Origin of the sequence: Actinoplanes sp. NPDC049668, assembly GCF_044465445.1 — a bacterium.
Taxonomy (GTDB): domain Bacteria; phylum Actinomycetota; class Actinomycetes; order Mycobacteriales; family Micromonosporaceae; genus Actinoplanes.
The window spans coordinates 741,647-765,641 of the sequence record NZ_JBITLR010000003.1 but is presented as its reverse complement, the minus strand read 5'-3'; the positions used below and the strand labels follow the sequence as shown (position 1 = coordinate 765,641).

The 23,995-nt window shown below is 74.0% G+C and carries 23 protein-coding genes and 1 pseudogene; 13 read left to right on the top strand and 11 right to left on the bottom strand.

The window, feature by feature from the left end:
* Positions 1 to 164 precede the first annotated feature (164 nt).
* The 3 genes from ACIBSW_RS16255 to ACIBSW_RS16245 all read left to right on the top strand — a co-directional run bounded on the left by ACIBSW_RS16255 (position 165) and on the right by ACIBSW_RS16245 (position 3,083).
* Positions 165 to 401 (top strand): hypothetical protein, encoded by a 237-nt coding sequence (locus ACIBSW_RS16255; protein WP_354726718.1) that lies wholly within the window; start codon positions 165 to 167, stop codon positions 399 to 401.
* A 218-nt stretch (positions 402 to 619) separates the two neighbouring features.
* Positions 620 to 2,431, top strand: a complete 1,812-nt coding sequence (locus tag ACIBSW_RS16250) for an anthranilate synthase family protein (protein ID WP_354726720.1) — start codon at positions 620 to 622, stop codon at positions 2,429 to 2,431.
* A 73-nt stretch (positions 2,432 to 2,504) separates the two neighbouring features.
* Positions 2,505 to 3,083, top strand: a complete 579-nt coding sequence (locus tag ACIBSW_RS16245; RefSeq protein ID WP_354726722.1) for a DsbA family protein — start codon at positions 2,505 to 2,507, stop codon at positions 3,081 to 3,083.
* Here ACIBSW_RS16245 and ACIBSW_RS16240 read toward each other — a convergent pair.
* A complete protein-coding gene (locus ACIBSW_RS16240; RefSeq protein WP_354726724.1) occupies positions 3,064 to 3,939 on the bottom strand; it encodes a helix-turn-helix transcriptional regulator in 876 nt (291 codons plus the stop codon). The genes ACIBSW_RS16245 and ACIBSW_RS16240 overlap by 20 nt on opposite strands.
* 280 nt (positions 3,940 to 4,219) lie before the next feature.
* Here ACIBSW_RS16240 and ACIBSW_RS16235 point away from each other — a divergent pair.
* Positions 4,220 to 5,377, top strand: a pseudogene (locus ACIBSW_RS16235) (multidrug effflux MFS transporter); the annotation flags it as partial.
* Between the two features lie 6 nt (positions 5,378 to 5,383).
* Here ACIBSW_RS16235 and ACIBSW_RS16230 read toward each other — a convergent pair.
* Together ACIBSW_RS16230 and ACIBSW_RS16225 are read right to left on the bottom strand one after the other, a co-directional pair.
* On the bottom strand, positions 5,384 to 5,839 hold the full coding sequence (locus ACIBSW_RS16230; protein WP_354726777.1) for an SRPBCC domain-containing protein: 456 nt from the start codon (positions 5,837 to 5,839) through the stop codon (positions 5,384 to 5,386).
* Positions 5,840 to 5,921: 82 nt separating this feature from the next.
* Positions 5,922 to 6,287: a hypothetical protein gene (locus tag ACIBSW_RS16225; RefSeq protein WP_354726726.1), complete on the bottom strand. Its 366-nt coding sequence runs from the start codon at positions 6,285 to 6,287 to the stop codon at positions 5,922 to 5,924.
* Between the two features lie 69 nt (positions 6,288 to 6,356).
* On the opposite strand from ACIBSW_RS16225, the gene ACIBSW_RS16220 reads away from it, so the two are divergent.
* A complete protein-coding gene (locus ACIBSW_RS16220; protein ID WP_354726728.1) occupies positions 6,357 to 6,560 on the top strand; it encodes a hypothetical protein in 204 nt (67 codons plus the stop codon).
* Between the two features lie 4 nt (positions 6,561 to 6,564).
* On the top strand, positions 6,565 to 7,146 hold the full coding sequence (locus ACIBSW_RS16215; RefSeq protein ID WP_354726730.1) for a hypothetical protein: 582 nt from the start codon (positions 6,565 to 6,567) through the stop codon (positions 7,144 to 7,146).
* Here the strand turns inward: ACIBSW_RS16215 and ACIBSW_RS16210 are convergent.
* Positions 7,085 to 7,459 (bottom strand): hypothetical protein, encoded by a 375-nt coding sequence (locus ACIBSW_RS16210; RefSeq protein WP_354726732.1) that lies wholly within the window; start codon positions 7,457 to 7,459, stop codon positions 7,085 to 7,087. The genes ACIBSW_RS16215 and ACIBSW_RS16210 overlap by 62 nt on opposite strands.
* Positions 7,460 to 7,576: 117 nt before the next feature.
* On the opposite strand from ACIBSW_RS16210, the gene ACIBSW_RS16205 reads away from it, so the two are divergent.
* The 3 genes from ACIBSW_RS16205 (at position 7,577) to ACIBSW_RS16195 (ending at position 10,115) form a co-directional block, all read left to right on the top strand.
* A complete protein-coding gene (locus ACIBSW_RS16205; RefSeq protein ID WP_354726734.1) occupies positions 7,577 to 7,942 on the top strand; it encodes a YciI family protein in 366 nt (121 codons plus the stop codon).
* Positions 7,942 to 9,150: a sigma-70 family RNA polymerase sigma factor gene (locus tag ACIBSW_RS16200; RefSeq protein ID WP_354726736.1), complete on the top strand. Its 1,209-nt coding sequence runs from the start codon at positions 7,942 to 7,944 to the stop codon at positions 9,148 to 9,150. Before ACIBSW_RS16205 ends, ACIBSW_RS16200 begins: the two co-directional genes overlap by 1 nt.
* A 125-nt stretch (positions 9,151 to 9,275) precedes the next feature.
* A complete protein-coding gene (locus ACIBSW_RS16195; RefSeq protein WP_354726738.1) occupies positions 9,276 to 10,115 on the top strand; it encodes a GGDEF domain-containing protein in 840 nt (279 codons plus the stop codon).
* Here ACIBSW_RS16195 and ACIBSW_RS16190 read toward each other — a convergent pair.
* The 4 genes from ACIBSW_RS16190 to ACIBSW_RS16175 all read right to left on the bottom strand — a co-directional run bounded on the left by ACIBSW_RS16190 (position 10,105) and on the right by ACIBSW_RS16175 (position 17,299).
* Complete coding sequence (locus ACIBSW_RS16190) at positions 10,105 to 10,509, bottom strand: VOC family protein (RefSeq protein WP_354726740.1); 405 nt, start codon at positions 10,507 to 10,509, stop codon at positions 10,105 to 10,107. The genes ACIBSW_RS16195 and ACIBSW_RS16190 overlap by 11 nt on opposite strands.
* Before the next feature lie 19 nt (positions 10,510 to 10,528).
* Positions 10,529 to 13,780, bottom strand: a complete 3,252-nt coding sequence (locus ACIBSW_RS16185) for an SCO7613 C-terminal domain-containing membrane protein (RefSeq protein ID WP_354726742.1) — start codon at positions 13,778 to 13,780, stop codon at positions 10,529 to 10,531.
* Between the two features lie 68 nt (positions 13,781 to 13,848).
* Complete coding sequence (locus tag ACIBSW_RS16180) at positions 13,849 to 14,682, bottom strand: LLM class F420-dependent oxidoreductase (protein ID WP_354726744.1); 834 nt, start codon at positions 14,680 to 14,682, stop codon at positions 13,849 to 13,851.
* Between the two features lie 10 nt (positions 14,683 to 14,692).
* Positions 14,693 to 17,299 (bottom strand): MGH1-like glycoside hydrolase domain-containing protein, encoded by a 2,607-nt coding sequence (locus ACIBSW_RS16175; protein WP_354726746.1) that lies wholly within the window; start codon positions 17,297 to 17,299, stop codon positions 14,693 to 14,695.
* Between the two features lie 121 nt (positions 17,300 to 17,420).
* Here ACIBSW_RS16175 and ACIBSW_RS16170 point away from each other — a divergent pair, with 121 nt between their 5' ends.
* Together ACIBSW_RS16170 and ACIBSW_RS16165 are read left to right on the top strand one after the other, a co-directional pair.
* Positions 17,421 to 18,197, top strand: a complete 777-nt coding sequence (locus ACIBSW_RS16170; RefSeq protein WP_354726748.1) for a TSUP family transporter — start codon at positions 17,421 to 17,423, stop codon at positions 18,195 to 18,197.
* A 9-nt stretch (positions 18,198 to 18,206) separates the two neighbouring features.
* Positions 18,207 to 18,707, top strand: a complete 501-nt coding sequence (locus ACIBSW_RS16165) for an NUDIX domain-containing protein (protein ID WP_354726750.1) — start codon at positions 18,207 to 18,209, stop codon at positions 18,705 to 18,707.
* Here ACIBSW_RS16165 and ACIBSW_RS16160 read toward each other — a convergent pair whose 3' ends face one another.
* Entirely contained in the window at positions 18,708 to 19,394 is a 687-nt protein-coding gene (locus tag ACIBSW_RS16160; RefSeq protein WP_354726752.1) for a response regulator transcription factor, read from the bottom strand. It abuts the gene before it with no gap.
* Positions 19,391 to 20,728, bottom strand: a complete 1,338-nt coding sequence (locus tag ACIBSW_RS16155) for a histidine kinase (protein WP_354726754.1) — start codon at positions 20,726 to 20,728, stop codon at positions 19,391 to 19,393. The genes ACIBSW_RS16160 and ACIBSW_RS16155 overlap by 4 nt, the downstream gene beginning before the upstream one ends.
* Positions 20,729 to 20,952: 224 nt before the next feature.
* Between ACIBSW_RS16155 and ACIBSW_RS16150 the strand changes: the two genes are divergently transcribed.
* Together ACIBSW_RS16150 and ACIBSW_RS16145 are read left to right on the top strand one after the other, a co-directional pair.
* A complete protein-coding gene (locus tag ACIBSW_RS16150) occupies positions 20,953 to 21,417 on the top strand; it encodes a DUF1707 domain-containing protein (RefSeq protein ID WP_354726756.1) in 465 nt (154 codons plus the stop codon).
* A gap of 121 nt (positions 21,418 to 21,538) precedes the next feature.
* Positions 21,539 to 22,360 carry a metal-dependent hydrolase gene (locus ACIBSW_RS16145; RefSeq protein WP_354726758.1) on the top strand — a complete coding sequence of 274 codons (822 nt, stop codon included), beginning with the start codon at positions 21,539 to 21,541 and terminating at the stop codon, positions 22,358 to 22,360.
* A 9-nt stretch (positions 22,361 to 22,369) separates the two neighbouring features.
* Here the strand turns inward: ACIBSW_RS16145 and ACIBSW_RS16140 are convergent, their stop codons facing one another.
* On the bottom strand, positions 22,370 to 23,950 hold the full coding sequence (locus ACIBSW_RS16140) for a serine/threonine-protein kinase (protein WP_354726759.1): 1,581 nt from the start codon (positions 23,948 to 23,950) through the stop codon (positions 22,370 to 22,372).
* Positions 23,951 to 23,995: the final 45 nt, after the last annotated feature.

Genomic DNA, 23,995 nt, shown 5'->3' with positions numbered 1-23,995 from the left:
CGATCTGATATTCGCTACCAATTCGCATGATATCCCGTTAGGTCGCGTAAGACCCCAGGTAGCCGCAACCACACGGCAACCGCGCGGCAGCCGCCGTGCAGCCCCGGCCTGGTGTTCTAGTTCACAGACGCTCAGCCCGCGAAACCGAACGCCAGGAGGACCCGATGACCGTCTTCAACAGCGACGACATCCGCTCCGAAGCGCTGTTCGTCTCCGACCTGCAGCGTTCGCAGCAGCCGACCCCCGAGCTGATCCGCGAGGCGGTGACCGAGACGGTGGGCCGGCTGGGCGAGAACGGCTGCGCCGCCCTCGTCGCCCAGGAGTTCGGCGAGCACCCGGACTGCGCACTCGGCCGGATGCAGTGGGCCCGGACCGCCGTGCGCACCGCGTTCGCGGCCTGACCGACTTCCGACATGCCGGTGCCGGCGATACCTGGCGCCGGCCTGTCGACGGGCCGTAAGGTGTCCGTCATGCACGCGCGATTGAGCATGTGGTGGCCCGCCGACCCGGCGGCCACACCCACCCGCGCGTAACTCGACCACCGCGGCCGCCTCCCCGAGGCGGCCGTTTCTCGTATGGCCCGATCCTCGGCGGCGGCTCCTGAGCCAACCGAGGAACCATGAGGCCCTTCGCCCTGCTGCACCGTGACGGCGCCGACCACGTCGACGTCCTGGAAGGCGACATCGTCACCGTCGAGGCGCTCGCCGACATCCCGCTGACCCCCGGAAGAACCGGCCCGCAGACCCTCGCGCTGATCCCGTACCGGCAGATCGCCGAGCGCGGCTTCGACTGCGTCGACGACGGCGCGCCCCTGGAGTGCCTGCGGATCGCCGCGCACACCACCCGCCCGCTGCGGGAGATCATCGACGGTCTCCCGGCCGCGCCGGTCGCGCTCACCGGCGGCGCCTTCGACATCACCGACGACGCGTACGGCGAGATCGTGGCCGAGGTGCTGCGCGACGAGATCGGACACGGCGAGGGCGCCAACTTCGTCATCCACCGCGTCTTCACCGCGGCCGTCGACGGCGACCCGCTCGACGCGGCCCGGGCCGCGTTCCGCAACCTGCTCACCGGCGAGCGGGGCGCGTACTGGACGTTCCTGGTGCACACCGGCAGCCGTACGCTCGTCGGCGCCACCCCGGAGCGGCACGTCAGCGTCGCCGACGGCCTGACCATGATGAACCCGATCTCCGGCACGTTCCGCCACGACGGCGCCCGCGACCTGCTCGACTTCCTCGCCGACCCCAAGGAGACCGACGAGCTGTACATGGTGCTCGACGAGGAGCTCAAGATGATGGCCGCGGTCGCCGAGCACGGCGGGCAGGTCGTCGGCCCGTACCTGAAACGGATGGCCCACCTCACCCACACCGAGTATCTGCTGGCCGGAAAGGGCTCGCTCGACGTCCGCGAGGTGCTGCGCGCGACCATGTTCGCGCCGACCGTCACCGGCAGCCCGCTGGAGAACGCCTGCCGGGTGATCGCCCGGCACGAGCGCCGTGGCCGCGGCTACTACGCGGGCGTGCTCGCGCTGCTCGGCCACGACGACGAGGGCCGGCAGACCCTGGACGCGCCCATCCTGATCCGGACCGCGGAGATCTCGCCCGCCGGCACCCTGCGGGTACCGGTGGGCGCCACCCTGGTCCGGCACTCGACCGCGGCCGGCGAGGTCGCCGAGACGCACACCAAGGCCGCGGGGGTACTGGCCGCGCTCGGCGCCGCGTCCCCGCCCCGCCCGGCCGCCCGCCCCGAGGACGACGGCCCGGAGGTGCTGGCCGCCCTGGCCGCGCGCAACGACGGCCTGGCCCGCTTCTGGCTGGACCAGCGCCGCCCGGGCGCCCTGACCGTGCCCGAGCTGGACGGCCGGACCGCCGTGATCGTCGACAACGAGGACACGTTCACGGCGATGCTGGCACACCAGCTCCGCGCGCTCGGCCTGACCGTGACGGTGGTGCCGTGGACGACGCCGGTCCGGCCCAGCGCCGACCTGGTGGTCGTCGGCCCCGGCCCGGGCGACCCGGCCTCGGCCGAGCCGAAGATGCTGATGCTCCGCGGCCTGGTCGCCGACCTGCTGGCGGCGGGACAGCCGATGCTGGCGGTCTGCCTCGGCCACCAGATCCTCAGCGCGACGCTGGGCCTGCGCCTGCACCGCCGGGACCAGCCCTACCAGGGCGTCGCCCGCGACATCGACCTGTTCGGCACCGTGCGGCGGGTCGGCTTCTACTCGAGCTTCACCGCCCTCGCCGACCCGGTCGACGGCGTCGAGCTCGCCGCCGACCCCGCGGACGGCACGGTGCACGCGCTGCGCGGCCCGGGCTTCGCGGGCGTCCAGTTCCACCCGGAGTCGGTGCTCAGCGCGGACGGCGTCGCGGTACTCGCCGAACTTCTTCCGCCACTTCTCTCCCGGACGGTTAGCCCGGCGGCGAACGGGTAGCGCAAGAGAACGCCGGTGGTCCAGGTGGATCGAGAGCCTCCGCTTGGGCCACCGGCCCGCATAGGATCGCGTCGTGGAAGCGACCTTCTTCTTCGACCCCGCCTGCCCGTTCACCTGGCGCACCTCGCGGTGGCTGGTCGCCGTCGCGCCGGAGCGCGGGGTGACGCTGCGCTGGCGCGCCTTCAGCCTGTCGATCCTCAACGGCGACAACGTCCCCGACCAGTACCGCCCGATGCTCGCCGCGTCCAGCCGGGCGCTGCGACTGGTCGAGGCGCTGCGGGCCGACCACCGCGACGAGACCATCGCCACGTTCTACACCGAACTCGGCACCCGCACGCACGAGGCCGGCGCGCCGCTCTCGGACGACATCGTCACGGCCGCGGCCGAGGCGGCCGGCATCGAGAAGCCACAGGCCATCCTCGACGATCCGGCGTGGGACGGCGCGGTCCGCGAGTCGCACGAGCTGGGCTTCGGCTCGGCGGGCCCGGACATCGGCTCGCCGGTATTGCTGATCTCCGGCGCCGGCCGCGGCGTGCACGGCCCGATCCTCGACCATGTCCCCGGCACCGAGGAGTCCCTGGCCATCTGGGACGCGGTCGTCCCACTGGCCCGCAGCGACACGTTCTTCGAACTCAAGCGCGGCCGCTCGTAGCCCGCGGCGTCGCGGCGGCCCAGGCGGCGAGCAGTTGCAGCGCGTCCGCGGTCGGGGAGCCGGGTTCGGCGGTGTAGACCGTCATGGTGAGATCCGGTTCGGCCCGGAGGTCCATGCTCTCGTAGGCGAGCGTGAGATCGCCGACGACGTGGTGATGGAAGGTCTTCACGCCGGTGCCGTGGGTACGCACGTTGTGCGCGCCCCATCGGCGCCGGAAGTCGTCGCTGCGGGTGCACAACTCGCCGACCAGGTCGTGCAGGCCCTTGTCGTGGGGATCCTTGCCGGCCGAGGTGCGCAGGTTCGCCACGCACAGGTCGGCGGCCAGGCCCCAGTCGGGGTAGAAGCGGTGGGCCGCGCCGTCGAGGAACGTGAACCGGGCGAAGTTCGGCGGGCCGACCGGGTCGTTGTAGTGGTCGGCGTACATCGCCCGGCCCAGGTGGTTGGCGGCGATCAGGTCCATCCGGTTGTTGCCGACGATCGCCGGGGCGGCGGTGATGGCGTCGAGCGACCACTGCAGGCTGGGCCGCACCGTCGACTGCCTCGGGCCGCGCTTCGGCCGCAGCAGCGCGCTGGTGCCGTCGGCCTCGTGCGCGAGGCGCAGCAGGTGTGCGCGTTCGGCGTCGTCGAGCTGCAGGGCGCGGGCGAGCGCGTCGAGGACGCCGGCCGAGGCGCCGGCGAGGGCGCCGCGTTCGAGCTTGGCGTAGTACTCCACGCTCATCCCGGCGAGCGCGGCGACCTCGCTGCGGCGCAGCCCCGGTACGCGGCGCTGCCCGGCGGGCGGCAGGCCGGCGCGCTCGGGGCTGATCCTGGCGCGGCGTGAGGTGAGGAAGTCGCGCACCGCGGCCCGGTTGTCCATGCGCTCGACGGTACGACGGCCGCCGGCGCCCTGCGATGCACTGCGAGTACACCCATCGTCGGTGACTTCCTGACACCGTGCCCGGCCGGTGTGCTGGATGCCATGACCCGCTTTGCGATCGCCGCTCTGCTCGCCGCCGCGCTGTCCGGCTGTTCCGTGTCGACCGGTTCCGCGGCGCCGCGGCTGATCCGCCTCGGCACGCTCGACACCGGCCTCGACGCCATCGCCGACGCGGGCCCGCGGCTCACGATCCGCATCGAGCCGGCCTGGCCCGATCGCCATGGATACCCATCGAGCCCGGCTGACTGCGGCCCTGGTCGCGACCGTGGTGCTGCTGACCGCGATCGCGCCCCTGGCCACCGACCTGTACGTGCCCGCGTTTCCGCGGGTCGCCGAGGATCTGTCCGCGACCGCCACCCAGGTACAGCTGACGCTGACCACGTTCTTCGCCGGCATGGCGCTCGGGCAGCTCATCGGCGGTCCGGTGTCCGACCAGCGGGGACGCCGGCGGCCGTTGATCGCCGCGGTGGTGGTGTTCGTCCTGGCATCGGGCGTGTGCGCCCTCACGCCGGGCATCGGGGTCATGACGGCTGCCCGGTTCGTCCAGGGCTTCGCCGGCGGCTGGGCGATGGTGATCGGCCGGGCGGTCATCGTCGATCTCGCCACCGGCGCCCGGCTGGTGCGCGTGCTCAACGTGATCGCCGGTGTCGGCGGCATCGCCCCGGTCGTCGGCCCGCTGCTCGGCGCGGTGATCCTGCAGCTGTCCGGCTGGCGGGTCTCGTTCTGGGCGGTGGCCGCGCTCGGTTGCGTCATGCTGCCGGCCGTCGTGGTCGCGGTTCCCGAGACGCTGCGACCCGAGCGGCGCAACGGCCGTGGCCTGCGTGCCCTGGCCGTCTCGGGCCGGCAGGTCCTCACCAATCGCCGCTACGTGGGCTACCTGCTGGTCACCGGGGCGTCGATGGGCGCGTTGTTCGCCTACGTCGCGTCGTCGGCGTTCGTGCTCCAGTCGATGAACGGGCTCTCCCCGGTCGGCTACTCGATCGACTTCGCCGTCAACGCCGCCGGGATGACGGCCGCCGCGTTGATCGCCGCGCGGCTGGCCGGCCGGGTCGCCACCCGTTCGGTCATCCTCACCGGACAGCTCGCCGCCCTGGCCGCCGGGATCGCGATGCTGACCGGAGCGATCCTGTTCGGCACGCCACTGCCCCTCGTGATCGCCTGCTTCTTCGTGCTGATGGCCGCGCAAGGCCTCATCGTGACCAACGGCGGAGCCATGGCCTCGGCCGCGGTTCCCGACCATCCCGGCACCGGCTCCGCCGTCCTCGGGTTCGTCCAGTGGATCGCCGCGGGCGCCATCGCCCCGATCGCGGGCCTCGGCGGCGAGCACACCGCGGTCCCGATGGCCCTCCTGATGACCGCCGGAGCCGCCGTCTCCATGATCGGACTACTCGCCGCCCGCCCACGGCGGGGTGGTGGGTCCCTCGCCGGTGGTGATGAGTCGCTTCAGGCTGCCGTTGACGAAGAAGCCCCAGGCGCTGGAGCACTGGTCGAAGCATTCGATGCCCGGCACCAGCCCGACGTGCTCGAAGGTGACGACGGTCCGGCCGTCCCGGCGCTCGATGCCGAAGGCGATGTCGGTGCCGACCCACTCGGCGGGATCCTCGGTGAAGGAGAGCTTCGCGTCCAGGACGCGCCAGACCACGGCGCGGCCCGGGACGAGCTTCGTGACTCCCTGCCGGGAGACGTGCAGATCCGCGTACCGGTAGACGAACTCGTCGCCGACCTCGGCGGCGCTGCCGTCGATGTCACCGGTCCACCACCGTGACACGTCGACGATGGCCCGGAACACCTCGTCGGGACTCTGGTCCACCGAGAACGACGTACTGAAGCTGCTGGTCATGGGTCTCTCCCCCGATCAATAGCAACCATTGGTTGCGTGTGACGGTAGCCCCGGACACGAGAAAGCGCAACCATCGGTTGCCTCAGGGTGACAGGAGGAACTCTCCGGCCGCGGCCCGGACCTCGGCCCACTCCGGGGCGGCCGACAGCGCTTCCGGCTCCCACAGCGCGGCGTTCGGCGCGTCGCTCATCGCGCTCAGCATCCCGTCGATCCGGCGGACCGCGGCCGCCCGCTCCGGCGTGATCCAGCCGGCGTCCTCCAGCTCGCCCACCTGGTGGGCGGCGTCGTCCAGTTCGAGACCAAGCTCGTCCGCCGAGTCGCCGACCCCGGAGCGGCGCAGATAGTCGCGCTGGAGCTCAGGTGTGAGAGCAAGCCGCGCCACGGCGAGCAGGAGCTGGCTGAGGGCCCAAGCCAGCCGGCGGCACTCTTCATCCGATCGAACTTCCACCGCGGCGATGGTCGCACCGCGACTCAACTCGGTGGACACCGGGCGGCGGCCGTAGCAGGGCTCTGGTCCGTGGAGGTCATCAAGCTGCACGACGATGAGGTGGACATCGACGCGGCGCTGGTGGCGCGGCTGCCGGCCGGGCAGTTCCCGGAGTGGGCCGGGCTGCCGGTTCGGGTGGTCGCTGCGTCGGGCACGGACAACGTGACGTTTCGCGTCGGTGATACCCCTGACCGAAAGGCCCGGTCACAGCGTTCGGGCGGGCCAATAGCATGATCAAGTGACGGCGCGCAGATCGCTTGGGCCCGGGGACGTGGCCGCCCCGGCGCCGGACGCGGCGCTGTTTCGGAGCTCGACGGTACGGGCGCTACTGATCCTCGTGGCCGCGACGGTGGCCGCCTGGGTGTGCGCGAAGCTGCTGATCTCGGCACTGATCGGGCACGGCGTGAGCTGGGAGGATGTCGGCCCCAGCCTGCTGGTCCCGGTGGTCGGGGCGCTGACGTTCTTCGGTGCCACGGCGTGGCGGCAGCGTGGGCGCCCCACCTGGATCCGGGTCTCCGGCCTGGGCATCGAGCTGGCGCAGTGCGGCGACCCGGTGTTCGTGCCGTGGTCGCAGATCACCGCGGCCGGGGTGCGCGGGCGGTGGATCTTCTCGGCCCTCGAGATCACCCCGGCCGACCTGTACGCGGTCCGAAGCGCCCTGCCCAGCCGCGACCTGCCGGCGATCCGGTACCGCCGCGGCGTCGCGATGTTCCGCGTCGACGTCGGCGCGATCCGGCCGGGCCGGTCCGAGCTCCGCCTCACCCTCGACCGGCATCGCCCCGCGGCCCTGGGCCCGCAGCCGGCGAGCCCGCAGGGGTGATCGACCCCCGGTCGCGGGCGGCGGCGACCGCGGCGAGCACGCCCGCGACGACGATGGGCAGGCCGATCGACAGCAGGCCGAGCACGCCGAACACCAGCAGCAGCACGGCGGACGCGGCCAGGGCCACCCGGCGGCGCGGCGCCGCGCGCCTCACCCCGTACAGGGAGAGCAGTGTCGCCGTGGCCAGGCCGGCCACGAACCAGGCCGCCGGCTGACCGCCCTGCCGGCCGATGAGGGCCAGATAGAGCACCATCATGACCGCGGTGATCGCGGCGGCCGCGGCCGCCGTCGGATCCCATCGTCTCGACGTCATAGGTTGATGCTTTCAGATCCATGATGTTTCTTCGGGGGCCGTGTCGATCCGGGGGCCGCTCGTTCGACGTGAGGGTGCGCGGGCCGAGGGGCGGTCCCGGCGGACGAGGAGAGTGCGATGCCGAAGTATCTGCTGATCATGCGGGGCACCGACGAGTCGAACGCGGCCATGATGGCCGACATCGAGGAGATGATGGCCGCGACCCACCAGTTCATCGACGAGGCGCTCAAGGCCGGCGTGCTCCTCGCGGCGGAGGGGCTGGACGATCCGGCGAAGGGCGCCGTCGTCGACTTCGGCGGGGCGGCCCCCGTGGTCACGGACGGGCCGTACGGCGAGACCAAGGAGCTGTTCGGGGGCTTCTTCATGGTCGACGTCGCCTCGCAGCAGGAGGCGGTGGAGTGGGCCAAGCGGGTGCCTGCGGCGCCCGGGTCCAAGATCGAGGTTCGCCGGGTGCCCGGTAGCGACGAGGTTCCGCAGGTCTGATGGCCGACGTCGAGGCCGTCTGGCGGATCGAGTCGGCGCGGATCGTCGCCGCGCTGACCCGGTTCACCGGCGATTTCGGGCTGGCCGAGGACGCGGCTCAGGAGGCGGTGGCCGAGGCGCTGGTGTCCTGGCCGCGCTCCGCGCCGGCGAACCCGGCCGGCTGGCTGATGGCGACGGCCCGGCGGCGGGCGATCGACGCGATCCGCCGCCGTGCCGCGCTGCGGGACCGGTACGCCCTGATCGCGGCCGACCCGGCGGTCGACGACGACGTCGACATCGACCGGATCGACGACGACGTGCTGGCGCTGATGTTCGTCAGCTGCCACCCCGTGCTCTCCCCCGAGGCCCGGGTGGCGTTGACCCTGCGGGTGGTCGCCGGCCTGTCCAGCGAGGAGATCGCCCGCGCCTTCCTGGTGCCCGTGCCGACCGTGCAGGCCCGGATCACCCGGGCCAAGAAGACGATCGCGGCGGCGGGCGTGCCGTTCGAGCTGCCCCCGGCCGACGAGCGCCGGGAACGGCTGGGCGGCGTGCTCAGCGTCCTCTACGTGATCTTCACCGAGGGGTCGACGGCCACGTCGGGCGACCGGCTGCTGCGCGCCGACGTCGCGTACGAGGCGATCCGGCTGGCCCGCACGCTGGCCGCGCTGCAGCCGGACGAGCCGGAGGTGCACGGCCTGCTCGCGCTCTGCGAGCTGACGGCCGCGCGCTTCCCGGCCCGGACCGGCCCGGACGGCTCGCCGGTCCTGCTCGAGGAGCAGGACCGGCGGCGATGGGACGTCTCGGCGATCCGCCGGGGGCTGGCCGCGCTGGCCAGGGCGTCGGCCCGCGGCCTCGGCCAGTACGGCCTGCAGGCCGCGATCGCCGCGACCCACGCGGCGGCGCCCTCGGTCGGTGCGACCGACTGGGACCGGATCGTGCTGCTCTACGAGGCGCTCGGGCGGCTCGCGCCCTCGCCGGTGGTCGAGCTCAACCGGGCCGTCGCCGTCGCCATGGCCTCCGGCCCGGCGCCGGCCCTGGCCATCGTCGACGAGCTGATCGCCGCGGACCGGCTGCCCGGTTCGCATCTGGTCCCGACGGTACGCGGTGAGCTGCTCGCCCGGCTCGGACGGCGCTCGGAGGCCCGCGCCGAGCTGGAGCTGGCCGCCCGGCTCTGCGCCAACCGGCGCGAACGCTCGGTGCTGCTGCGCAAGGCCGCCGAGCTGAGCTGATCCACTCCGCAACCGAGCCGCTCTGCACCGGAGACGACCTCGCACCCACAGACCGGTGACATGGAGGGTCCGGCGATCCGCAGGCCGGGCTGAACGTGGGAGGTCGAGTGCCGACGAGCCGGCTCATGCGCACGAACCTGGTCGTCGCACTCGTCGGCCCCGCGCTGCTGATCATTCAGGCGGTCCTGCCCGAGTTGGCCGGCGGCCTGGCCGTCGGGCTCGGCTGCGCCGTGCTGTTCCTGCTCGTCGTCGCCCGGATGGCGCGGCTGACGAAGCAGCTCGACGTCCTGACCCGGCGGGTCCGCGAGCTGGCGGTGACCGACGACCTGACCGGCCTGCCGAACCGGCGCGCCTGGAACGCCGAGCTGCCGAGGACCATCGAACGCGCCCGCCGCGGCGGCGAGCCGCTCACCGTCGCGGTCCTCCACCTCGACCACCCCACCGGGGACCTCCTGCTCAAGGCGGCCGCGGCGGCCTGGTCGGACACCGTACGCTCGGCCGACCACCTGGCGCGCCTCGACGGCGGGGAGTTCGTCCTGCTGATGCCGGACGCCACCGCCGCGTACGCCCGCGAGGTCATCACCCGGATGAAGCAGGCCACGCCCGTGGGCCTGACCTTCTCGGCGGGCACCGCGACCTGGGACGGCGCCGAGACCTCCGACGAGCTGACGGCGCGCGCGGACGCCGCCCTCTACCGGGCGAAGGACACGGGCCGTGACCGCCTCGCCGAGGCGGAGGCCCGGCCCGCCCAGAGCCCGCCGATCCGGCGGAGGCCGGCCGACCCGCTCACCCGCGCGCCCCTCTGCAACGGGGTCTGCGCCGGGCTCGGCAGCTGCTCGTGCGGCGGAACCAGCGGATACAGCCTGCGGGTCCCCGAACCGGCGCCGCCGGCGCAGCCGACGCGCGGCGGCAGGCACCGGATCCGGCGCCACGCCGCTCAGGCCTTCAGCGCGTTCAGGGGCTGAACGGGTACAGGGGTGACCTGTCGCCCACGGACCAGTTGTGGCCGAACGGGTCGGTGAAGCCGCCCTGGCGGTGTGTTCCCCAGGGCACCTGGTGATCCTCGATCTCCGATCCGGCGGAAGCGCCCGCGGCGACGGCGCGGGCGATGAAGCCGTCCGGGTCGTCGGTGAACACCTCGACGCGGGTACTGGTGACCCCCGCCCGGCCCGGGCTGGTCTCCGTGGGATTGCGGGGATTGACCTCGTGGATGAAGAAGGCGGCGCCACCGATCTCGAGGCCGGCCACGCCGCCGAGATTCCACAGCTCCGCCGCGCCCAGCGCGGCCCGGTACCAGGCCACCGCGGCCTCCGCATCCGCGACGACCAGCATCACGGAGAGTTTCAGTTCCTCGGCCATACCCCATCATGCCCCGGGGTCAGCCCATCCGGGTCAGGGCGGAGCGGACCCGGGCCAGGTCCCGGCGGCGGCGTTCCAGGGTCATCGCCAGGGCGACCAGCAGCAGCCCGGCGACCGCGAGCGGAATCCACCGCGGCAGCAGATCCCAGGCCAGCACCACCTCGTGCAGGGCGACGGCGGCCAGCACGCCGCCGCCGGCGACCACCGGCGCCTGCAGGCGGGCGTGCGCGCCGGCCAGCAGGACGGCCAGGGCGCCGAGGCCGAGCAGCAGCCGCCGCAGCGGTTCGCCCTCGCCCGCCAGGACCGAGGCCAGCGTCGGCAGCAGCCCCGCCGCCAGTGCCGGGCCGTACGCGACCCAGCTCGACAGCTCGCCCCGCCCGCGGCGGGCCAGCCAGCCGATGAGCAGCGCGACGGCGGCGGCCGGCAGCGTGTACGCCTCGAGGATCGCGACCCGTTCGCCCGCGAGCAGCAGCCACCAGGCGCCGAGCTCGGCGAGCACCGCGGCGGTGAAGTGTCCACGACGGACCGTCGCGGACTCGCCGGGGCGCAGCGCCCGCAGCCCGAGCGCCAGCCCCCAGAACGTGCAGACGGCGGCCGCGTGCCGGATCGACCCGGCGGCGAGCAGCAGCGCGACGAGCGCGCCCGCGTGCGCGGCGGCCTGCACCGCCCGGCCCTCCTGCGGCCGGCGCGAGACGAGCGCCGCGCCGAGCGCGAGCAGCACCGCGGCGGTGCCCAGGACCGCGAAGGCCGTGGTGTGCAGGGGCAGGCCGGCCGCGCGGCCCGCCGTGAAGCCGAGCGTCATGGCCGCGACGGCGGCGCCGAGGCCGCCGAGCAGCCGGGCCGCGAGGTCACGGCCGGCCACGCTCACCACGGCGGCCGCGACCAGGGCGAGGCCGAGCGCCGCCAGGGTCGCGCCGCGGGTCGGCAGCGAACCGGCGAGCCCCGCGCCGGTGAGCGCGGCGCCGGTCACGCCCGCGGCGATCCGGCCGGGCCCGAAGAAGAACGGCAGCGCGACGGCGAGCAGCGCGGCCAGGCCGAGGAGCAGGCTCGCGGCCGGGACGCCGGGCCACGGCGCGACGGCCGCGGCGAGACCGGCCGGGACCAGCACGGCCAAGAGCGGCACGACGGCGCAGGTCGCCGCCCGAACGCCGCGCGCGGCACCGACCGCGACCGCGACGGCCACGGCGAACACCCCGAGGGCGACCACATCGGCGACCGCGACCGGCGCGCCGCCGGTGCCGTCCGGCACGCCGGTCCACACCCGGGACATCCACTCGTACGGGCGCAGCAGCACGGCGGACAGGCTCGGCGCGGTCGCCGCGAACAGGGCGAGGCCGAGCGGCAGGGCGGCCGCCCGGGCCCAGACGCCGGCCGAGAGGGTCAGCGCGACGAGCAGCAGCCCGATCGCCGCGTACAGCGCGGGTGAGTCGCCCGAGACGAGCGCCCAGGCCGGCGCCGACACGACGCCGAGCAGGACGGCCGCCAGCGCGTACGGCCGGTAGCCCCGGCCGGTCAGGTGCAGCGCCCCGGTCAGCAGCGCGAGGGCCGCCAGCGCCGCCCGGCTCTGCGCCGGCGCGGGCAGGGACAGCGCGGCCGCGCCGGTCCAGGCCGCCGCCGGCACGGCGAGGAGCCCGACGGTGAGCACGACTCCGGCGAGCCGGGTAGCGCGCCGGGCGGCTAGCGCGGTGCCGGCGCCGAGGACGGCGACCGCGGACAGGGTCGCGCAGGCGACGCCCGGGCGCGCGAGGGAGACGGTGACCGCGTGGACGGTGAGCGCCGCCGCGACGGTTGCGGGCCAGGCCGGCGCCGTTCGCAGGGCGCACGCCAGCGCCGCCGCGACGACGACCAGGTCGAGGACGGGCGCGGCCCACCAGTGCAGGCCGAGCGCGGCCAGCGCCGAGACGGCGGCCAGCGCGGCGCCGCCGAGCAGCACCTGCGCCTGAAGCGCACGCGGGACCAGCACCACCAGGGCGGCGGTGTTCAGCGCGATGACGGCGAGCAGGCGCCAGTCGGCGGGTCCGGTGACCACCGCGGCGGCCGCGAACGGTGCCGGGGCGACGGCGACGACCAGCCCACCGATCCACGGCCCGCGGCGGACCGGCCCCGGCAGCACCCGGTTCACCGCCGTCACCAGGACCGCCACCGCGGCGACGACCGCGGCGATCAGCACCGGGGCGAGGAAGCTCCCGCCGGCGACCGCGGCGAAGCGGCCGGCGGCGAGCGCCAGGGCGACCACGAACAGGCCTCCGGCCGTCGACCGGGCCACCACCCGGGCCGGGGCCGGGGCCATGACCGCCGCCGCCACGGTAAGCCCGGCCGCGGCGACCAGCGCGGTCGCGGCCAGTGCGGCCTCAGCGGTGTTCTCGGCGACGGCCAGCGCGAGCAGCGCCGACAGGCCCGCGGCGGCGATCGCGACGCCCCCGAGCGCATAGGCCGTGACGGACACCGCGCTCAGCGCCGACCGTCCCAGGTGGATCACCGCAAGGTCGAGAAGGGCGACGCCCACCAGCACGTACGCCCAGCCCGCCGCGTCCGGTTCGAACGGCGCCGCGAGCAGCGGCAGCACCGGCTGGGCCACGAGCAGCGCCGCGAAGCGCGGGCCGGTCAGCCCGGTGAGGTGCTCGTACCCGGCGGCGACCGCGGCCGTGACCGCGCAGACCGCGCCGGCGTACCCGAGCGCCGAGTAGTCCGCGACGCCGAACAGGTTCACGTACCAGGCCGCGTACCCGTCGAGCAGCACCAGCAGCAGCCCGACCGCCGCGAAGGTCTCCGCCGTCGCGCGCAGGTTGCGCCGCAGCGCGACATACGGCACCGCCAGGGACACGACGGTGAACGCGGCGAGCAGCAGCGCCCGCCCGCCGACGCCGAACTGCGCCCAGGCGACCGCGGTGAAGACGATCGCCGCGACGCCGAGCAGCAGGCCGCCGAGCATGAACAGCACGTTCTGCACCAGCTTGGTCGACGCCTCCTTCGTGCGGGGCGCCGGCGCGGGCCCGGCGGCCGGCACGACCACCGGCGCGGCCGTCGACGCCGCCAGCGCCGCGCGGACCCGGGTCGCCGCGTCCTCGCGCGACCGCCAGGCCTGCCGCAGCGCCGAGTCGGCGGCCGAGACGGCCTCGCGGGCGCTCGCCAGCCGGGCGGTGAGCACCGGGATCTCCGCGTCGAGCCGGACGACCTCGGCGGCGTCGGGGTCCGGGCCACGGCCACAGCCGGGACAGCCGGACGTCAGGGTCGCCGGGGCATGGCAGTACGGGCAGGGGTAGGAGGTCACGCGACGATAATCGCCGCCCGCGGAGTCCCGGCACTTGAGTCCGCATACCTAAATCTCGTGCCCGCTGGTCAGCGGCCGGTCAGCTCGGCGATTGCGTTCTCCCATTTCTCCAGTCGGGGCTCGACCATGTCCCACGGTCCGGAGGGTAGCCAGTACGAGGCGCGGCGCACGCCCGCGTTCGCGAGTTGCTCGAGTGCTTTCGGCTGGGCCGGGACGCTGAGGACCTGCACCTCGATCGGGCGGTCCGCGCGGGCCTCCAGCTCGGCGATCCGCTCGAAGAGGTCCCGGTCGTGCCACTGCGGGAACCAGCCGTCGCCCCAGGCCAGCACCCGGTCGAGCACGGTCGGGCCGGCGCCGCCGACGAGCACGGGCGGCCACGGGCCCTGCACCGGCTTGGGCCAGGACCAGATCCGGTCGAAGTTCACGAACTCGCCCGAGTAGGAGGCCTCGTCCTGGGTCCAGATCGCCTGCATCGCCTGGACCCGGTCGGTGAGCAGGGCCATCCGGGTGCGCGGGTCGGTGCCGTGGTTGGCCATCTCCTCGCGGTTCCAGCCGGCGCCGACGCCGAACTCGAGCCGGCCGCCGGAGAGGTGGTCCACGCTGGCGACCTCGTTGGCGGTGATGATCGGGTCACGCTCGACGACCAGGCAGACGCCGCTGCCGATCCGCATCCGGCTGGTCGCGGTCGCCGCGGCGGTCAGCGCGACGAACAGGTCGTAGCAGTGCGCGTACTTGCTGGGCAGTTCGCGGCTGCCGTCGCCCCAGGGGCTCTCCCGGCTGGCCGGGATGTGGGTGTGTTCGGGGAAGAAGAGAGCGTCCTGACCGCGCTCCTCGACGAGCCGGGCGAGCGCGCCGGGGCCGATGCCGTCATGGGTTGGGAAGTAACCGACACCGAACTCCATGTGACCGATCCTATCGATGGAGGGTCAGAATCAGATCCACCACAAGTGCAGTCCAGCCGGTCTGATGCCAGGCGCCGAGGCCCGCGCCGTCGTCGCCGTTGAAGTACTCGGGGAACGCGATCAGGTCCTTCCAGTCCGGGTGGTTCTGGAAGAGGTCCGCGGCGCCGTACATCGGGCGGCGGCCCCAGGAGTCCGGCACGAACAGTGAGATCAGGCGCCGGGACAGGTCGTCGGCGACCGCGCTCAGCGGCATCTTGGTCTGCGCGCCGGTCGGGTACTCCACCATGAGGTCGGGGCCGTAGAACGCCGCGAACTCGCGCAGCGCCTCGATGAGCAGGTAGTTGGTCGGCATCCAGATCGGACCGCGCCAGTTGGAGTTGCCGCCGAACAGGCCGCTGGTGCTCTCCGCCGGCTCGTAGCCGACCGTGAAGTCCGAGCCGCCCAGCGACACCGTGAACGGCTTCTCCCGGTGGGCGCGCGACAGCGTCCTGAGCCCGTACGGGGAGAGGAACTCCTCCGGGTCGAGCATCCGGGCCAGGATCCGCAGCAGCTGGTCCTGGCCGACCATGGAGAGCAGCCGCTGCTGGCGGCCGTCGGCCGAGAGCCGGCGCGCGCTGATCACGTCGGCGTACTCGGGGCCGTTGGCGAGCAGCCAGCGTAGCCGCGCGGCCAGGCCGGGCAGCCGGTTGAGGGTGCCGGCGCTGAGCCGGGTGGTGGCGGCCAGCGGCAGCAGGCCGACGATGGAGCGGGCCTTGAGCGGCATCCGGTGCCCGTCGGGCAGGCGCAGCACGTCGTAGAAGAAACAGTCCTCGTCGTCCCAGAGCCCCTGGCGGTACGCCGCCTCGGCGATGTAGGCGAAGTGCTCGAAGAACTTGGTGACCATGTCCTCGTAGGTGGGGTCGTGCAGGGCGAGGCGGATCGACATGTCGAGCAGGTTGAGGGCGTACATGGCCATCCAGCCGGTGCCGTCGGACTGCTCCAGCACGCCGGCGACGGGCAGCGCCGCGGAGCGGTCGAACGGGCCGACGTTGTCCAGGCCGAGGAAGCCGCCCTCGAAGACGTTGTTGCCGCCGACGTCCTTGCGGTTGACCCACCAGGTGAAGTTCAGCAGCAGCTTGTGCATGATCCGGGCGAGGAAGTCATGGTCCCGGCCGCCGTCGATCTCGAACACCCGCAGCGCGGCCCAGGCGTGCACCGGCGGGTTGACGTCGCCGAACGACCACTCGTACGCGGGGATCTGGCCGTTGGGGTGCATGTACCACTCGCGCAGGAGCAGCAGCAGCTGCGACTTGGCGAACCCGGGGTCGACGCGGGCGATCGAGACACAGTGGAACGCCAGGTCCCACGCCGCGTACCAGGGATATTCCCAGGGGTCCGGCATCGAGATGATGTCGAAGCTGTTCATGTGCCACCAGGCGTTGTTGCGCCCGTAGCGCCGGCCCGGCGGCGGTGGCGCGGAGCCGGGGTCGCCGCGCAGCCACTGCTTGACGTCGAAGTGGTAGAACTGCTTGCCCCACATCAGCCCGGCGATGCCCTGCCGCACGACGGCGGCCTCCTCGGCGGACGCGGCGGCGGGTACCAGCTCGGCGAAGTAGGCGTCGGCCTCGGCCCGCCGGTCGCGTACCACGGTGGCGAAGCCGTCGCCGAGGTCGAGCGGGCCGGCGGCCTCGTCGGACCGGGCGAGGCGCAGCCGGATCTCGCGGGTCTCCCCCGGGCCGAGCGTCAGCTCGTAGTGCAGCGCGCCCTTGGTGCCGGTGCCGGCCGGGTTGACGGTCGGCGCGCCGGACACGAGGTAATCGTTGATGCCGTCCTTGGGGTACGTGCTGGTGCCGGGCATCCCCCAGAGCCGCTGCGCGTTGGTCTCGTTGTCGCACATCAGCGCCGGCGGCGCGCCCTCGCCCTCGAGCGTGATGTGGCCGAGGCCGCGGTGCTGCCCGGCGAGCCGCCCGCCGCCGCCGTGGATGACCGGTACCCGGCGGTTCGGCAGGCCCCACGACCAGGTGTTGCGGAACCACAGCGACGGCAGCACGTGCAGGGTCTCCGCCTCGGGACCGCGGTTGGAGACGGTCACCACGATGCACATGTCGTCGACGCCGGCCTTGGCGTAGTCGACGGTGACGGCCCAGAACCGGTCCTCGTCGAAGACGCCGGTGTCGATCAGCTCGAACTCGGGGTCCTCCCGCGAGCGGTGCCCGTTGACCCGGACCAGCTCGTCGTAGGGGAAGGCCGCCTGCGGATAGTGGTAGCGCCAGCTCATCCACGAGTGGGTCGGCGTCGAGTCCTGGTACCACCAGTAGTCCTTGGCGTCCTCACCGTGGTTGCCGCCGTCGCCGCCGAGTCCGAACATCCGCTCCTTGAGGATCGGATCCCGGCCGTTCCAGAGGGCCAGGGCGAAACAGAACGTCTGCCGGTCGTCGCAGACTCCGGCCATCCCGTCGTCGTTCCACCGGTACGCCCGGGAGCGCGCGTGGTCGTGCGGGAAGTAGTCCCAGGCGGTGCCGTGCTCGCTGTAGTCCTCCCGGACCGTGCCCCACGCCCGCTCGGCGAGGTAGGGGCCCCAGGCGCGCCACGGCTGCTCACCGGAGTCGGCCTGTGCCAGGCGCTCACGCTCCGCCACGCCGTCGCACACCCCCCATCCGCCCCGGGAACCCCGACATTGTTACTGACAGGTGTTACGAACACTAACGGACCGCGTGCCGAAGTGCGGGCGCTCCGGGGACCGTGCGAGGGTTCCCCCCGTGACATGGACCGAGGCCCTGCTGAGCGTCGCGGCCGGATTGATCATTTCGGTGGTGACCACCCCGGTCGGCGTCTCCGGCGCGGTGTTCCTGCTCCCGGTCCAGCTGAGCGTGCTCGCGGTGCCGAATCCGGCGGTGACGCCGACGAATCTGCTGTTCAACGTGGTCTCCGGCCCGGGCGCGCTGCTGCGGTACGGCCGGCGCGGCGGCCTCGGCGGCCCGCTCACCCGGCTGCTGCTGGCCGGCACCCTGCCAGGCGTGGTCGTCGGCGCGGTCGTACGGGTCTTCGTCGTCCCCGGCCCGGACGTGTTCCGCCTGATCGTCAGCGTCCTGCTGCTGCCGCTGGGCGTGTGGCTCTGCCTGCGCCCCGCGGCGCCGCGGCCCCACGCCGACACGATGTCCCGTCGCGGGATCGCCGGGCTGGCGCTGGGCGTCGGCGTGGTCGGCGGTGTCTACGGCATCGGCGGCGGCTCCATCATCGGTCCCGTCCTGGCCGGCCGGGGCATGCCGATGGCGGTGGTCGCGCCGGCCGCGCTCGCCACGACCTTCGTCACGTCCGTCGCCGGCGCGGCGGCGTTCGCGGTGCTCGCGCTGACCGGGCGCGGCGACATCGCGCCGGACTGGGGCGTCGGGATCCTGTGCGGGTTGGGCGGGCTCGTCGGCGGCTACCTGGGCGCACGCCTGCAGCCCCGGCTGCCCGAGCGCGCGCTGCGGCTGGTGCTCGGCGGACTGGCCATCGCTCTGGCCGTGCTCTACCTCGGCCAGGCCGCGCGTTAGGGTCGCGGCGTGCCTGCATCTGACTATGTGAAGAACCTGCGCGCCAAGGTCGGCCAAGACGTGATCATGTTCCCGACCGTCAGTGCGATCGTCCTCAACGACCGCGGCGAGATCCTGCTCGGCCAGCGCAGCGACAACCGGCAGTGGTCGGTCATCGCCGGCATGATGGACCCCGGCGAGCAGCCCGCGGACGCGCTGGTGCGCGAGGTTCTCGAGGAGACCGGCGTCGAGGTGAAGATCGAGCGCCTGGCCGGCGTCGCCCTGCACCAGGTGGTCTACCCGAACGGCGACCACTGCCACATGGTCAACACCTGGTTCCGCTGCCGGGCGGTCGGCGGGCAGGCCCGGGTCAACGACTCCGAGTCGGTCGCGGTGGGCTGGTTCGCGCCCGACGCGCTGCCGGAGATGAACCCGTTCGCCATGGTCCGGATCCGCACCTCGCTGGAGGAGGACGCCCCGGCCTGGTTCGCGCAGCCCGGCGAGGGCGGGATCGCCGGCTTTCACCCCTGATCAGGCGAGCCAGCCGGGGCGGATCAGGCCCGCCTCGTACGCGTAGATCACGAGCTGGGCCCGGTCCCGGGCGCCGAGCTTGACCATCGTGCGGCTGACGTGGGTCTTCGCCGTCGCCGGGCTGATCATGAGGCGGGCCGCGATCTCGTCGTTGGAGAGGCCCTCGCCGACCAGGACCATCACCTCGCGCTCGCGCTCGGTCAGCTGCGCCAGCCGCTGCTCGGCCTCCTCCGGCGGCAGCGCGGGACGGCCGCGCCCGCCCGGGGTGGTGAACTCGCCGATGACCCGGCGGGTGACGCTCGGCGACAGCAGGGCGTCGCCGGCGGCGACCGCGCGCACGCCGCGGAGCAGCTCGACCGGCTCGGTGTCCTTGACCAGGAAACCGGAGGCGCCGGTGCGCAGCGCCTCGAAGACGTACTCGTCCAGCTCGAACGTGGTGAGGATGACGACCCGGGTGTCGCCGAGCGCCGGGTCCGCGGCGATGCGGCGGGTCGCCTCGAGGCCGTCCACGCCGGGCATCCGGATGTCCATCAGCACCACGTCGGGCCGCGTCTGCGCGGCCAGGCGCACCGCCTCGAGGCCGTCGCCCGCCTCCGCGACCACCTCGATGTCGGGCTCGGCGTTGAGCAGCGCCCGGAAGCCGGCCCGGACCAGGACCTGATCGTCGGCGAGCAGGACCTTGATCATGAATTCTCCTCCGTCGCTGTCGGCAGCACCGCCGAGACCAGGTAGCCGCCCTCCGGCGGCGGGCCCGCCGCCAGGGTGCCGCCGAGGCTGGCCGCGCGGGCGCGCATCCCGGCGATGCCGCTGCCCCCGCCGCCGTCCGGCGGCTCCTTCGCCGCCGGGCCGTCGTTGCGGATCGACAGGCGCAGCTCGTTCTCCGCGTAGGTGACCGCGACCGTCGCGGCCGCGCCGGCGGCCGCGTGCCGGCGGACGTTGGTCAACGCCTCCTGGACGATCCGGTACGCCGCGCGGTCCACCTCCGCGGGCAGCTCGCGCCGCTCCCCCAAGGTCGTCGTGGTCACCGGCAGGCCCGCGTCCGCGGTGAGGTCGGTGAGCCGGCCCAGACCCGGTGCGGGCTGGCGCGGCGCGGCCTCCTCCTCGGGGCGCAGCACGCCGAGCACCGCCCGGACCTCGCGCAGCGCCTCGGAGCTCGCCGTCTTGATCGCCGTGAGGGCCTCGCGGGCCTGCTCGGGGCGGTTGTCCATCAGGTGCAGCCCGACCCCGGCCTGCACGTTGATCAGCGACAGGTGGTGGCCGAGCACGTCGTGCAGCTCGCGGGCGATGCGCAGCCGCTCGTCGGCGGCCTGGCGGCGTTCCTGCTCCTCCTTGGCCCGGGCCCGCTCGGCCCTCGCCTTGGTCATCTCGGCGATGTAGCTGGCCCGGGCCCGGGCGGCGCTGCCGAGGAAGACCGTCAGCGCGAGGCCGAGGCCGATCAGCACCGCGTCGCGCAGGTCGGGACGGGCCGCGGCCGGCAGCCCGAGCGCGCCGGCGCAGAACCAGGTCACCGTCAGGTAGGCCAGGTAACCCGCCGCGGCTACGGCCACCGCGGCGCGGCGCCGGCCGGCCTTGACCGCGCCGAAGAGGGCGATGACGGGCGCGGCGGCGTAGGTCCAGGACGGCGTCGCGAGGGTGGCGAAACCGATGGTGGCCGCGCCGCTGACGGCGAGGACGGCGATCGGGGCGCGTCCGCGCCAGGCCAGCGCTATCGGGCCGATGAGCAGCAGCGTGCACGCGATCACGTCGGCCGGGCGGGACAGGGCGGTCGCCTCAGACCAGTTGCCGAACAGGTGGAAGCAGAGCGCCGCGACGACCGCGCCGGGCCAGTGCGGCTGCCGTGGCCGCCGGCCCAGGCCGCCGGAGCGGCCGGACGATCGGAAACGGCCGCCTTCCGCGCCGGAACCAGGCGCACCGGCGTGCACGTCGATGGTGTCGAACCACGCGGTCGGGGCAGCACCGTTCGCCCGGCGGCCGGGTCGATCCGGTCGCCGGGGCGGGTACCGCCGGCCCGGGTTACGCACGTCTCGAACCTACGGCACCGCCGTTCACCCGGGCATCCGCACAACGACGACGAGGCGCTGCGCCCCCGGTGGTACCGGCCGGCCCCGCGTACTCCCCGGGTGGTACCCCGCGGACGGTCGGCTGCGCCGCGGGCCGCGTACCGGATGCTCCGCCGGGGCGACGCGGCCCGGCGGCGAATCGGCCAGCCTGTTAATCAGATCCCGCCACGTCCCAGGAGGTCACCGTGAATCCCACCGACGCCAACTGGTCCGGCCCGAACCGGCTCCGGACCTCCGACACCGAGCGCGAGCAGGTCGCCGAGATCCTGCGGGCCGCGATGGCCGAGGGCCGGCTCACCCTGGAGGAGGGCGAGGAGCGGCTCGGCCGGGTGTACGCGGCGAAGTTCCGCGACGAGCTGGCCCCGCTCACCGCCGACCTGCCGGACAACGGCCGCCGGGCGCTGGCCGAGACGCCGCAGGCCCGGGCCGCGACACGCCGGGGCGTGCGCCGGCACGCCAGTTTCGTGGCCGTGACGGCCGTCCTGCTGACCGGGCTGTGGCTGCTCTCCGGCGCGCACTTCTTCTGGCCGGCGATCCCGCTGGTGTTCCTGGTCATCGGCCTGATGCGGCACGTCCGGTACGGCGAACACCGCCACCACCACTACTACCGCCACCGGGTCGCGCCGTGGAACGCACCGAACTACAGGTGATCATCAACACTCCACAGTAGCCGTGGCGGTCGTTGAACACCCCTTCCCGCTCTGCGAGAGTGGCCCGGTTTACCCCCGGCCGCTTCCGCGTACGGGGACCTCGGGGAGGGGTGTCTCGAACATGATGGGTCCGTCGCACGCGCTGTCAGGCGCGGCCGTCTGGCTGGCCGGCAGCTGGGCCCTGGACCACTTCGCCGGGTACGAGCAGTCGCCGCTGGCCGTCGCCGTCGGCACCGCCGTCTGCGCGGGCGGCGCGCTGCTGCCGGACCTCGACCTGTCCGGCAAGGTGACCCGCAACCAGGGCGGCGCGACGGTCGCCCGGACCTTCGGCGTGTTCTCCCTGTTCGTGGCCGAGGTGATCGAGAAGATCTCGCTGGGTGTCTACACGGCGACCAAGCTCAGCAAGGACCCGCGCCGCAACAACGGGCACCGCACGTTCACGCACACGCTGCCGTTCGCGGGGCTGGTCGGCTGGGGCACGACGACGCTGTGCGCGACCTACGGGAGATGGGCCGTGGTGGCCGTCGTCTTCCTCATGGCCGGCCTGGCGCTGCGCGGGCTGTTCGACGAGTGGGCGGAGCGGGCCGGCTGGCTGATCGTGACGCTGGCGTCGGGCGCGATCGCGTGGTTCACCGCGGCGCACCTGCCGGGCGACCGCGGCTACCCGATGCTGGGGTTCGCGGTCGGGGTCGGCTGCATCGTGCACCTGCTCGGCGACATGATCACCAAGAACGGCGTACCGATCCTGTGGCCCATTCCGACCGGCCGCCGGATGTGGCGGATGGTCGGCATCCCGAACGGGATGGCGGTCAAGGTCGGCGGCCGGGGCGAGGTGCTGGTGCTGCGCACGGTCTTCACCCTGGTGGCGCTGCTGTCGATCTTCGGGATGTTCGCGCCGCACCTGCTGAACGAGTTCGATCTGGACACCTGGGCCGGCGGCTGAGCCGCGGCGCTAGCCGGTGGTGTGCGACGGGACGCCGCCCGAGCAGGTGACGGTCATCCGCACCTGCCGGTTGCCGTGCCGGAACACCGCGACGGCCGCGCTCGCCGGCCCCGCCTCGACCTCGTCCACCTTGTAGGGCTTCGCGGCCGTCCAGGACAGCAGCTGCGCGGTGCCGGCCTCGGGACAGACGGCGCGCACCGAGCCGCCCGCCGACGTGAGCGTGCGTTCCTGCGGTGGTGCCGGCGTCGGCTCGGCATCAGGGGTGGGCGTCGCACCGGTCGTCGCGGTGACCGGAGCCGTCGTCGTGGGCGGGGGTACGCCGTTCGCCGGGTTCTGTACGACCGTGCCGGGTGCGACCGTGCCGGGCCTCGCGGCGCCGGGCGTCGCCGTGCCCGGGGTGGCCGGCGCCTTCCCACCGCTCGTGGCCGACGGCGCCGCGGCGGCCGAGGCCGACCGGCTGGCGGCGGGCGCACCGGCGGAGGATCCCGGCGCCGGCCGGTCGTCGCCGGCGACCAGCCACCAGAGCCCGGCCGCGACCGCCGCGAGCAGCACGAACGCGAACGGCAGCACACCCCGGCGGCGGTGCACCGGCTTCCGAACCTCGGCGCCGTCGGCCGACGTTGTCTCGGCCGGCGGGGCCGTCTCGGTCGGCGAGGCCGTCACGGCGGGCGCCGATGGCTCTGCTTTCGGGCGGATCAGGACGGACGGGTCGTCGTCCTCCTGCCACGGTCCCGCCTGCGGCTGCGGCGGGATGTCGTCGACGACGCGCAGCCCCGCGCCCTGCGCCAGCAGCGCCGCTGCCTCGCGGGCGCTCGGTCGCTCGGTGGGGTCCTTGACCAGGCATCGGTTGCACAGCGCGATGATGTAGCCCGGCACGCCGGGCTGCGGCGTCAGCGGCTCCGGATCGATGTAGATGTGCGCGGTCAGCATCTGCGTCGTGGTGTCGACGCTCCACGGCGAGTGCCCCGAGAGCATCCGGTACAGCAGCACGCCGAGCGCGTAGACGTCCGAGGCCGGTTCGACCGCGTCGTCGATCAGCCGCTCGGGCGCGAGGTAGGCCGGCGTGCCGAGCACCTCGAAGTCCGGGTCCCCGGTGCCGCCCGGATCGATGGCGGCGGCGATGCCGAAGTCCACCACCTTGACTCCGGCCGGCGGGACCATGACGTTCGCCGGCTTGATGTCACGGTGCACCAGCCCGTCGGCGTGGGCCGCGGCCAGCGCCGCCGCGACCTCGGCGGCGACCCGCATCGCGAACCGCGGCGGCAGCTCGCCGGCCGTCATCCGCTCCTGCAGGGTCCCGCCGCGGACGAGCTCCATGACCACGTACGGCACCCGGCCGAAGTAGGCCTCGGACTCGCCGTAGTCGTACACCTGGGCGATGTTGGGGTGCGACAGCGCCGCGGCGGCCCGGGCCTCGGCGTGGATCCGCCGCCTGGAGTCCGGGTCGCCGGCGTGCCGGGCGGCCAGCAGCTTGACCGCGACCTCCCGGCCCAGCACCTGGTCCTGGGCCCGCCACACGACGGCCATGCCGCCGGCACCGAGCTGATCGCGCAGCACGTACCGGCCGCCGAGCACAGGGGTCGCATCCATCCGCGCCAGTCTGCCGGTATCGACGACGATGCGCACCCCCTGGCG

Coding starts and splice junctions, on each gene's coding strand:
- ACIBSW_RS16255 (WP_354726718.1), top strand. CDS start 165: ATGACCGTCTTCAACAGCGACGACATCCGCTCCGAAGCGCTGTTCGTC.
- ACIBSW_RS16205 (WP_354726734.1), top strand. CDS start 7,577: ATGCCGAAGTATCTGCTGATCATGCGGGGCACCGACGAGTCGAACGCG.
- ACIBSW_RS16200 (WP_354726736.1), top strand. CDS start 7,942: ATGGCCGACGTCGAGGCCGTCTGGCGGATCGAGTCGGCGCGGATCGTC.
- ACIBSW_RS16230 (WP_354726777.1), bottom strand. CDS start 5,839: ATGACCAGCAGCTTCAGTACGTCGTTCTCGGTGGACCAGAGTCCCGAC.
- ACIBSW_RS16160 (WP_354726752.1), bottom strand. CDS start 19,394: ATGATCAAGGTCCTGCTCGCCGACGATCAGGTCCTGGTCCGGGCCGGC.
- ACIBSW_RS16145 (WP_354726758.1), top strand. CDS start 21,539: ATGATGGGTCCGTCGCACGCGCTGTCAGGCGCGGCCGTCTGGCTGGCC.
- ACIBSW_RS16240 (WP_354726724.1), bottom strand. CDS start 3,939: ATGGACAACCGGGCCGCGGTGCGCGACTTCCTCACCTCACGCCGCGCC.
- ACIBSW_RS16180 (WP_354726744.1), bottom strand. CDS start 14,682: ATGGAGTTCGGTGTCGGTTACTTCCCAACCCATGACGGCATCGGCCCC.
- ACIBSW_RS16250 (WP_354726720.1), top strand. CDS start 620: ATGAGGCCCTTCGCCCTGCTGCACCGTGACGGCGCCGACCACGTCGAC.
- ACIBSW_RS16140 (WP_354726759.1), bottom strand. CDS start 23,950: ATGGATGCGACCCCTGTGCTCGGCGGCCGGTACGTGCTGCGCGATCAG.
- ACIBSW_RS16210 (WP_354726732.1), bottom strand. CDS start 7,459: ATGACGTCGAGACGATGGGATCCGACGGCGGCCGCGGCCGCCGCGATC.
- ACIBSW_RS16195 (WP_354726738.1), top strand. CDS start 9,276: ATGCGCACGAACCTGGTCGTCGCACTCGTCGGCCCCGCGCTGCTGATC.
- ACIBSW_RS16190 (WP_354726740.1), bottom strand. CDS start 10,509: ATGGCCGAGGAACTGAAACTCTCCGTGATGCTGGTCGTCGCGGATGCG.